Origin of the sequence: Nocardiopsis lucentensis DSM 44048, from assembly GCF_000341125.1 — a bacterium.
In the GTDB taxonomy this organism is placed as follows: Bacteria; Actinomycetota; Actinomycetes; order Streptosporangiales; family Streptosporangiaceae; genus Nocardiopsis; species Nocardiopsis lucentensis.
In genome coordinates, this window is the sequence record NZ_ANBC01000435.1 from 1 (window position 1) to 7892 (window position 7892).

A 7892-nucleotide genomic window follows, 5' to 3' on the forward strand; every position below is an offset into this window, starting at 1 on the left:
TCGGCCTCCGCTTCGTTCCCGCTTTCCTCTCGCTTCGCTTCCCGGAGGCCGCCTCACCCCGCGATGCCGCGGGCCAGGGCATCACCCGGGTGGGCAGTCACAGACGGAACCGCATCCGGGTCCCGGGCGCGGCCTGGGCCGCCCGGGGCAGGTGCGCGGAGTGCACGACGGCGATGACCGGGTAGCCGCCGGTCACCGGGTGGTCGGCCAGGAACAGCACCGGCTCCCCGTTGGGCGGCACCTGGAGGGAACCGGCGACCATGCCCTCACTGGGCAGCTCACCGCCTCGCGACCGCTCCAGCACCGGCCCGGTCAGGCGGGCGCCGACCCGGTCGCTGCGCGAGGTCACCTCGTACTCCCGGGACAGCAGCGTGGCCACCGCCTCCGGGGTGAACCAGTCGTCCCGAGCCCCGAGCACCACCCGCAGGTCGATCGACGGTCCGCCCACGGGCGCGGTCGCGACGTGGTCGACCCGGGGGAACCCGGCGGGCGCCGGGCCCACCGGCAGCAGGTCGCCGGGCGCGGGCACGGCCGGGCCGAGTCCCGCCAGGACGTCGGTGCTGCGCGATCCCAGCACGGGTGGCACGTCCACACCCCCGCGCACGGCCAGGTAGCTGCGCAGCCCGCGTGCGGGCACGCCCATGGACAGCTCCGCGCCGTCGGGCAGGTGGAGCACGGCGTCCGTCGCCGCGCCGCGCCCGTCCACCCGCAGCGGCACGGGCGCCCCGGTGACGGCGACGGTCACCGCGCCGCGCGCCCGCGCGCGCAGCCCGCCCATGGTGACCTCCAGGGCGGCGGCGCCGACCGGGTTGGCCACGAGCCGGTTGGCCAGGGCGTAGGACGCGGTGTCGGCCGCGCCCGACCGCCCCACACCGAGGTCGGCGTGGCCGAACCGCCCGGCGTCCTGCACTGTGGTCATCGGGCCGGTGGCCAGGATCTCCAGCTCGGTCACGCCGCCTCCGTGAATCGCACCCGCACGCCGGGCCGCAGCAGCCCCGGCGGATCGCGGTCCAGGTCCCACACCCGCGCGTCGGTGCGGCCGATCAATCGCCACCCGCCCGGGGAGCTGCGCGGGTACACGCCCGCGAACTCCCCCGCCAGGGCCACGGATCCGGCGGGAACCCGGGTGCGCGCCTCGGAGCGGCGGGGCACGTGCAGGCGCGGGTCGTCGCCGACCATGTACCCGAACCCGGGCGCGAACCCGCAGAACGCGACCGTCCACGTCGCGGAGGTGTGCGCCCTGACCACCTCCGCCGGGGTGAGCCCGGTCAGCGCGGCCACGTCGGCCAGGTCCTCGCCGTCGTAGGTGACCGGGATGGTGACCGTGCCGCCGTCGCCCGCCCGCTCCGCCCCGTCCAGGGACAGGGCGGTGACGGCGGCGGCGACCGCGTCGGTGTTCGTGCCGGGCGCCACCCGCAGCAGCACGGTGCGGGCGGCGGGCACGACGTCGGTGACCCCGGGCACGGGACGCGCCGCGAGCGCGGCGCGCAGGGCGATCACCTCCGACAGGTCGGCGACCTCCACCAGCACCCCGGTGTCGGCGCACGTCAGGACGCGCACGTTCGGTTCCTCCCAGTGTCAGGTGGTGAAGGGCGCCAGGGTGACGCCCTCGGCCCGCAGTTTGTCGGCCACGGTCCGGGCGATCTCCACCGCCCCCGGACTGTCGCCGTGCACGCAGAGCGAGTCGGCCTCGACACGGATCCGGCTGCCGTCGATCGCGGTGATCGGCTCGCCCCGGGCGATGCGCAGGCACCGCTCGGCGATCTCGGCCGGGTCGTGCAGGACGGCGCCGGGTTCGCGGCGGGAGACCAGCGTCCCCTCGGGGGTGTAGGCGCGGTCGGCGAACGCCTCCCGGTGGGTGGGCAGCCCGAACTCCTCCGCCAGGCGCAGGAACTCGGAGCCGGGCAGGCCGAGGACGGGCAGGTCGGAGTCGAAGGAGGCGACCGCGGCGGCCACGGCTCCGGCCTGGTCGGTGTGGTGCACGATCGCGTTGTACAGGGCGCCGTGCGGCTTGACGTAGCGGATGCGTTCCCCGGCCATCCCGGTGAACGCGGACAGGGCGCCGAGCTGGTAGACGACCTCGTCGGCCAGCTCGGCGGGCGGCATGTCGATGAAGCGCCGCCCGAACCCGGTCAGGTCGCGGTACCCGACGTGCGCGCCGACGGCCACACCGCGTTCGGCGGCGGCGCGGGTGGTGTGCCGCAGCACGGTCGGGTCCCCGGCGTGGAAACCGCAGGCGACGTTGGCGCTGGTGACGATGGACAGCAGTGCCTGGTCGTCGCCCAGCTCCCAGCGGCCGTGGCCCTCGCCGAGGTCGGAGTTGAGGTCGATGCGCAAGGTGGGTCCTCCTCAGGGGTCGGGGACGGTGCCCGGGGTCCGTCCTACTGCCAGAGCGCGGCGATGCCGCCGAGCGCGTTCCAGGCCATGTACAGGGTCAGCGCCCAGGCGGCCCAGCCGACGGCGAGCAGCCAGCGCGGGTAACGGTAGCCGCCGAGCAGGTCGCGGGAGCGGCGTGTGGCCACCCACAGCATGATCCCGAGGCCGACCGGCAGGATGGCGCCGTTGAGCGCCCCGGCCAGGACGAGCAGGGTCGCGGGGGCCTGACCGGCGAGGAGGAAGATCACCAGTGAGACACCGACGAAGCCGGTGACCAGCGCGCCCCGGCGCTGGGTGAGCACGGGGTGGAAGGTGGAGACGAAGGAGACCGAGGTGTAGGACGCGCCGATCACCGAGCTGACGGCGGCGGCCCAGAAGATCACGCCGAACATCCGCAGCCCGACCTCACCCGCGGCCTGGCGGAAGGCCTCGGCCGCCGGGTTGGCGGCCTCCATGACGGCGGCGCCGCCGGCGACCACGCCCAGGATGGCGAGGAAGAGCACGATGCGCATGACGCCGGTGACGATGATGCCGGTGACGGACGTGCGCGTGACGGCGGAGACGTTCTCCCGCCCGCCCTTGCCGAGCTCGACCAGGCGGTGCGCGCCCGCGTAGGTGATGTAGCCGCCGACGGTGCCGCCGATGATGGTGACGGTGGCGAGGAAGACGTCGGAGCCGAGCTGGTCCGGCAGCACCGCCTGGCGCAGCGCCTCCCCGACCGGGGGCTTGGACACGAACGCGACGTACAGGGTCAGGGCGATCATCGCCACGCCCAGCACGACGAGGATGCGGTCCAGGGCCACGCCGAGCCGCTTGACGCCGAGGATGACCACGGCCAGGACCGCCGACAGGACGGTGCCCCAGCGCGGGTCGAGCCCGGTCAGCGCCTGGAGTCCGAGCCCGGTACCGGCGAGGTTGCCGACGTTGAACACCAGTCCGCCGAAGACGACGAGGGCCGCCAGCACGTAGCCCGCCCCGGGCAGCACCCGGTTGGCCAGGTCCTGGGCGCGCATGTTCGCGACGCCGATGACGCGCCAGATGTTGAGCTGGACCGCGATGTCGACCAGGACCGACACCAGGATGGCGAAGGCGAAGGTGGCGCCGAGCTGGGCGGTGAACGTCGTGGTCTGGGTGATGAAGCCGGGCCCCACCGCGCTGGTGGCCATGAGGAACAGGGCGCCGAGCAGTCCGCTGTTGAGCGCGACGCGGCCGGGACGGGGGCGCGGCCGGGCGGCCGCGGAGGTGTCTTTCACGGGGGTCTCCTGGTGTGGAGGGGGATGGCTGTGACCCACACCATCGTGGGATTGTTGAACAATACTTCAATCCAACAAAGCTGGTAAAGACCCGGTCAGTAAAATCCAACCCGCCGGTCCGTACCATGGAGGGACGCGATCCCGCCCCTCGAAGGAGCCCACGTGACGGCCACGGACGACCTCATCGACCGGCTCCCCGAGCCACCGGAGGCCCTGGCCCGCGCCACCAGCCAGGCCGAGCGGGTCGCCGACATGCTGCGCGCCTTCGTCATCGACGGCGCGCTCTCCCCCGGGACCCGCCTGTCCGAGGAGCGGCTCAGCCGCAAGTACGGGGTCTCCCGCAACACCCTGCGCGAGGCGTTCCGCCTCCTGTCACGGGAGCGCCTCCTGGTGCACCAGATGCACCGGGGCGTCTTCGTCAACCGGCCCACCAGCGACGACGTCCGCGACCTGTTCAGCGCGCGCCGCTCCCTGGAACTTCCCGCGGTCCGCGGCGCCCGAGGGGCGCCCGAGGACGCGGTCTCCGCCGTCGGCGCCGCCGTGGCCGAGGGCGAGGCCGCCCGGGAGGTGGGCGACTGGTGGCGCATGGGCACGGCCAACATGCACTTCCACCAGGCGCTGGCCGGTCTCGCGGGCAGCCCGCGGATCGACGAGTTCATGAGCCAGGTGCTGGCCGAGACCCGCCTGGTCTTCCACGTCATGAACGCGCCCGAACAGTTCCACGCGCCCTACCTGGACTGGAACCGGCGGATCCACCTCAGGATCGCCGAGCGCGACCCCGACACCGCCGCGGTCGAACTGTCCCGCTACCTCGACACCTCCGAGGAACAGCTCGTCACCGCGTTCACCGCGATGGAACGCGCGACGGGCGACGCCTGACCTCGGCGCCGCCCGTCACCCGCCCCGGCTGGTCACCAGGGCGAACCGCGTGCTCAGGGGACGTCCGCGCCCACCGCGCGCTCGGCGCGTTCCGCCACCGTGGAGCGGTCCCGCCCCTCGGGGACGGCCCGGCCCGCGCGCCCCGGCCACCAGGTCCGCGCCCCCAGCTCCAGCGAGAGGGCGGGCACGAGCAGCGACCGCACCAGCAGCGTGTCCACCAGGACGCCGAAGGCGACCAGGAACGCGAGCTGGAACAGGAACAGCAGGGGGATCACCGCCAGCGCCGCGAAGGTGGCCGCCAGGACCACGCCCGCCGACGTGATGACACCTCCCGTCACGGTGAGGGCCCGCAGGACACCGGGGCGGTGGCCGTGTACGAGCGTCTCCTCCCGCGCCCTGGACATGAGGAAGATGCTGTAGTCGATCCCCAGCGCCACCAGGAACACGAACGCGAACAGCGGCACCACCGGGTCGGCCGCGGGCAGGTCCAGCACGTGCTCGAAGACCAAGGTGCCGACGCCGAGGACGGCGGCGAAGGACAGCACGTTCGCCGCCATCAGCAGCAGGGGCGCCACCAGTGAGCGCAGCAGCGGGATGAGGACGAGGAAGACGACCACGAGGACGAGCGGGACCACCACCGTGAAGTCGCGCTGGGCCGTCTCCCGGGTGTCCAGGGTGGTCGCGGCGACCCCGCCGACCAGCGCGTCGGCCCCCTCGACCTCCGCCAGTGAGTCGCGCAGCTCCCGTACCGTGTCCACGGCCTGGGCCGACTCCGGGGAGGCCGCGAGCACGGCCTCGACCAGGACGCGGCCGTCCTCGACGATCGGGGCGCCCTGCTGTCCCGGTGGGCCCGGTGCGCGAACCACGTCGGCGCCGGTGACCCCGGGGACGTCCTCGGCGGCGGCGACCACGGCGTCCGCGTGGTCGGCGTCCGTGACGATCAGGGCCGGGGCGGCCGTGGAGTCGGCGCCGAAGCCCCGGGTCAGGGTCTGCTGTCCGTCGACCGCCTCCACCTCGGTCCGGAAGATCTCGGCCTGGGAGCTGCCCTCGGCGTCGAACCGCGGCGCGAAGGCGGCGGCCGCCAGGAGCAGGACCGCGGTGCCCACCCAGTAGGCACGGGGGCGACGTCCGACCGACGCGGCGACCGCGCCCCACACACGGTGCCCGCCGAGGACCGCGTCGGTCCCTCGCGCGGCGGTCTCCCCCCGACGGTTCGGGGCGAGCGGCCAGAACGCCGCCCGGCCGAGCAGGAGCAGCGCGGCGGGCAGGAAGGTCAGCGCGGACAGGACGGCCGCGCCGATCCCGATGGCGACGACGGGCCCCAGTCCCCGCGTCGAGGCGAGGTCGGCGGCGAGGAGGCAGAGCACCCCGAGGACCACGGTTCCCGCGGAGGCCAGGATCGGACCGATCACGCCGCGCAGGGCCGCGCCGACGGCCTTCGCCGCGGTGTCCCGCTCCGACAGTTCCTCGCGGTAGCGCGCGACCAGGAGCAGGGCGTAGTCGGTGCAGGCGCCGACCACGAGGATGAAGAGGATGCCCTGGCTCTGGCCGTTGAGGGTGATCAGGTCCGCGTCGGCGGAGGCGTACACGAGCGCGCCCGCCAGGGCCAGGGCCAGGAGCGCGGACACGATGACCACGATCGGCAGCAGGGGCGACCGGTAGACGGCGACGAGGATGACGAGCACGGCGACGAGCGCGACCAGGAGCAGGGTCGTGTCGATACCGCCGAAGGCCGCGGCCAGGTCGGCGGCGAACCCGGCCGGCCCGGTGACCTGGGACTGCAGCCCGGCCACGGGGTCGTCCTCGAGCGCCTCCCTGAGCTCGCCGACGGCCTCTGCGGTGTCCGCACCGGCGTCGATCGGCACGATGAGTTGGGCCACGGAGGCGTCCTCCGTCCCGGGGAGGGGGCCGACGACGGGGCCGTCCACCCACGGCCGGTCGGTGAGGCCCTCGGCGACCGCCGACAGGGCGGCCAGGTCGGCGCCGTCCAGGTCGCGTTCGCCGGAGTAGACGACGATCGCGGGGACACTGTCGCCGCGGTCGAACTCCTCCGCGAGCTCCCCCGCGCGCGTGGACTCCGCCCCGATCGGCAGGAAGGCGCTCTGGTCGTTGGTCTGGACGTCGCCCAAAGAGCCGAGGAGCGAGCCGAGCGGGCCCGCCCCGAGGATCCACGCCACCACCGCCACGACCGCCACCAGCCCGGGCAGCCGCCTCCGGCGCCCGGTTCCCGGTGCCCCTCTCCGGGTTCTCACCGTGTCCACCTCCAGCATCGACGACTAATAGCTCTGAAACAGATTATCTCGTTTTTCGAGCTAACTTCGGCACGACGGTAACACGACCCCCAGACGCCCCACACGCCGCCCCTGGCGATCACCGCCGCGCCGTCACCGCTCCCGGGCCGCCTGACGAGCGATGTTGCGGGCCATCGAACCGAAGATCAGACCGTGGAAGGGGGTGACCGCCTTCCAGTAGAGGTGTCCGGACAGCCCCCGGGGACGGAACAGGGCACGCTGGCGGTACACGGTGCGCCCGCCCTCGCGCCCCACTTCCAACTCCAGCCACGCCAGCCCGGGCAGACGCATCTCCGCACGCAGCCGCAGCAGCTCGCCGGGCACGACCTCCTCCACCCGCCAGAAGTCGAGCGAGTCACCTACCCGCAGCCGGGCTGGGTCCCTGCGACCGCGACGCAGGCCGACACCCCCGACGGCCAGGTCGATCCATCCCCGCGCGGCCCAGGCCAGCGGCCACGAGTACCAGCCCCGGTCGCCTCCGATCCCCTCGATCACCGACCACAGCCGCTCGGGCGGCGCCTCCACGACCCGCGACCGCTCGTCGGTGTACAGGCTTCCGCCCGCCCAGTCCGGGTCGGTGGGCAGCGGGTCCGAGGGGGCGCTCGGCCAGGTGGCGGACGACCACCGGGTGTCCACGCGCGCCTCGGCCTCCTGGCGCAGGGCCAGCGCCACCGCCTCGTCGAACCGGAGCCGCTCATGGTCGTCGAGCAGATCGGACAGGTCGTCCTCGCGCATCACCGAGTCGTGGCGCAGCGACTCCACGAGCGGGCGCGCGATGGAGGGCGGCACCGGCGTCACCAGACCCACCCAGAGACTGGACAGGCCAGGTGACAGGACGGGCACCGGAATGATCCACCGCCGCCGGATCCCGGCCACCGCGGCGAACCGCTGGATCATCTCCGCGTAGGTGAGCACTTCCGGACCGCCGACGTCGAACGTGCGGTTGGTCCCCGCGGGCAGCTCCGCCGCCCCCACCAGCAGCCTGAGCACGTCCCGCACGGCGATGGGCTGGACCCGGCTGCGGACCCACCGCGGTGTGGTCATGGCGGGCAGGCGCTCGGTGAGGTGGCGCAGCATCTCGAAGGAGGCCGAC

General features: G+C 74.0%; 7 protein-coding genes (1 of these 7 running past the window's edge). 1 reads left to right on the top strand and 6 read right to left on the bottom strand.

Features of this window, described 5'->3' with window-relative positions; all coding sequences use genetic code 11:
• Positions 1-97: 97 nt before the first annotated feature.
• Genes D471_RS0115290 through D471_RS0115305 form a run of 4 tightly spaced genes read right to left on the bottom strand, consistent with a single transcriptional unit; the run spans position 98 to position 3629 of the window.
• Positions 98-952, bottom strand: coding sequence for a 5-oxoprolinase subunit C family protein (locus tag D471_RS0115290; protein ID WP_017599423.1), 855 nt, complete (start codon positions 950-952; stop codon positions 98-100).
• Entirely contained in the window at positions 949-1560 is a 612-nt protein-coding gene (locus D471_RS0115295; RefSeq protein WP_017599424.1) for a 5-oxoprolinase subunit B family protein, read from the bottom strand. Before D471_RS0115295 ends, D471_RS0115290 begins: the two co-directional genes overlap by 4 nt.
• Positions 1561-1578: 18 nt before the next feature.
• Entirely contained in the window at positions 1579-2337 is a 759-nt protein-coding gene (locus D471_RS0115300) for a LamB/YcsF family protein (RefSeq protein WP_017599425.1), read from the bottom strand.
• Positions 2338-2381: 44 nt separating this feature from the next.
• The gene (locus D471_RS0115305; protein ID WP_017599426.1) at positions 2382-3629 is read right to left on the bottom strand and encodes an NRAMP family divalent metal transporter; all 1248 of its coding nucleotides are present in this window, start codon (positions 3627-3629) and stop codon (positions 2382-2384) included.
• A gap of 162 nt (positions 3630-3791) precedes the next feature.
• On the opposite strand from D471_RS0115305, the gene D471_RS0115310 reads away from it, so the two are divergent.
• The gene (locus tag D471_RS0115310; protein WP_017599427.1) at positions 3792-4508 is read left to right on the top strand and encodes a GntR family transcriptional regulator; all 717 of its coding nucleotides are present in this window, start codon (positions 3792-3794) and stop codon (positions 4506-4508) included.
• Between the two features lie 53 nt (positions 4509-4561).
• Here D471_RS0115310 and D471_RS0115315 read toward each other — a convergent pair whose 3' ends face one another.
• Positions 4562-6778 (bottom strand): MMPL family transporter, encoded by a 2217-nt coding sequence (locus tag D471_RS0115315; protein WP_017599428.1) that lies wholly within the window; start codon positions 6776-6778, stop codon positions 4562-4564.
• A 114-nt stretch (positions 6779-6892) separates the two neighbouring features.
• Positions 6893-7892: the 3' portion of an SDR family oxidoreductase gene (locus D471_RS0115320; RefSeq protein ID WP_017599429.1), read on the bottom strand. It continues 440 nt past the right edge of the window; 1000 of the gene's 1440 nt are visible here — the last part of the coding sequence; its start codon lies beyond the right edge, outside the window — the gene reads right to left on this strand; its stop codon occupies positions 6893-6895.

Excerpts from the sequence above, each read along its gene's own strand:
- D471_RS0115315 (WP_017599428.1), bottom strand. The coding sequence starts at position 6,778 with ATGCTGGAGGTGGACACGGTGAGAACCCGGAGAGGGGCACCGGGAACC.